This window comes from Mycobacterium sp. (assembly GCF_049673265.1).
Taxonomy (GTDB): Bacteria; Actinomycetota; Actinomycetes; order Mycobacteriales; family Mycobacteriaceae; genus Mycobacterium.
Genome location: NZ_JBATXN010000331.1, coordinates 1 through 1,921 on the forward strand (window position 1 = coordinate 1; position 1,921 = coordinate 1,921).

1 protein-coding gene is annotated in these 1,921 nt (G+C 63.2%); it reads right to left on the reverse strand.

Annotation, left to right across the window (positions count from 1 at the left end):
• Positions 1–1,636 (reverse strand): aconitate hydratase AcnA (gene acnA / locus WBF82_RS11625; RefSeq protein ID WP_424383182.1); only part of this gene is annotated, 1,636 nt, incomplete at its 3' end.
• Positions 1,637–1,921 lie beyond the last annotated feature (285 nt).

A 1,921-nucleotide genomic window follows, 5' to 3' on the forward strand; every position in this document is an offset into this window, starting at 1 on the left:
CGATGCAGGTGGTGCATCCGTAGCCGACAAGGTAGAAACCGAGCTTCTCCAAATACGGCCACACCCCGGCCTTTTCGTAGTAGTCGCTGACGACTTGTGAGCCCGGCGCCATCGTGGTCTTCACCCAGGGCTTGGAGGTCAGCCCCTTCTCGACGGCATTGCGTGCCAGCAGCGCCGCGCCGAGCATCACTTCGGGGTTGGAGGTGTTGGTGCATGAGGTGACCGCGGCGATCACCACCGCGCCGTGGTCGAGCACGAATTCGCCGAGTTCATCAGACTTCACAGTCACGGGGCTGCTCACCCGGCCCTTGGCGTGCTTTGCGGCCGACTCGACCGGTTTGTGGTCGTCGGCGTGGCCGTTGCTCAGTGCACCCGGGTCGCTGGCCGGGAACGTCTCGTCGACCGCCTCGTCGAGCTTGGAGTAGTCCTTCTTGTCCGGGTCGTCGCCGACGTAAGTAGGGATCTGCTCGCGGAACGTGGACTTGGCTTCTGCCAACGGGATCCGGTCCTGCGGCCGCTTCGGTCCCGCGATCGAGGGGACCACCTCGGATAGGTCGAGCTCCAGATACTCAGAGAACTCCGGCTCGTGCTTGGCGTCGTGCCACAAGCCCTGTTCTTTGGCGTAGGCCTCCACCAAAGCGAGTTGCTCCTCTTTGCGGCCGGTGAACCGCAGATAGTCGATCGTCTCCTGATCGATCGGGAAAATCGCTGCAGTGGAACCGAATTCGGGGCTCATGTTCCCCAGCGTCGCGCGATTCGCCAGCGGTACTTCGGCGACACCCTCGCCGTAGAACTCAACGAACTTGCCGACCACACCGTGCTTACGCAGCATCTCGGTGACGGTGAGCACCACGTCGGTGGCCGTCACACCGGGCTGGATCTCACCGGTGAGCCTGAAGCCGACCACACGCGGGATGAGCATCGAGACCGGCTGACCGAGCATCGCGGCTTCGGCTTCGATTCCGCCGACGCCCCAACCCAATACGCCGAGACCGTTGACCATCGTGGTGTGCGAGTCGGTACCGACACAGGTGTCGGGGTATGCCACCCCGTCGCGTTCCATCACCACATGTGCCAGGTACTCGATGTTGACCTGGTGCACGATGCCGGTGCCCGGAGGCACCACTTTGAAGTTGGCGAAGGCCCCCTGCCCCCACCGGAGGAATTGGTAGCGCTCGCCGTTGCGCTGGTATTCGATCTCGACATTGCGCTCGAATGCGTCGGCGCGGCCGAAGAGATCCGCGATCACCGAGTGATCGATCACCAGGTCGGCCGGCGCCAATGGGTTCACCTTCTCGGCGTCGCCGCCCAGATCCCCGATGGCCTCCCGCATCGTGGCCAAGTCGACGATGCATGGCACACCGGTGAAGTCCTGCATGACGACACGGGCAGGCGTGTACTGGATTTCGATGCTGGGTTCGGCCGACGAGTCCCAGTTCGCGATCGCCTGGATGTGGTCCTTGGTGATGTTGCTGCCGTCCTCGTTGCGCAGCAGGTTTTCGGCGAGCACTTTGAGGCTGTAGGGGAGTTTCTCCGTGCCGGGCACGGCGTCAAGGCGATAGATCTGGTAACTGTTGTCGCCGACCTTCAGGGTGTTGCGCGCTCCGAATGAATTCACCGAATCTTTGTTGGTCACATCAACTCCCGAGATGTAGTTGCGCTCGCCGACGGGCCGTGTCGACGAAGCCAGTCTAACAGTACGCTTGTCCTGTATTTCAGCCAGCCCACCCTATGCCTCGCGAGACTGCAGCCATTGCGACGGGTGTCGGGGCGTGTTGCCGCGGCCGTTGCAGTGTCGTGGTGATGCGGGCCGGGCACGGCCCGGATCGTCGGCGGACGGTACCGTCTTGGACCGTGACCACCCTGCACGCGCCGCTGTATATCCCGGGCGAGATTTGCGGCACCATCGGTGCCGATCCGG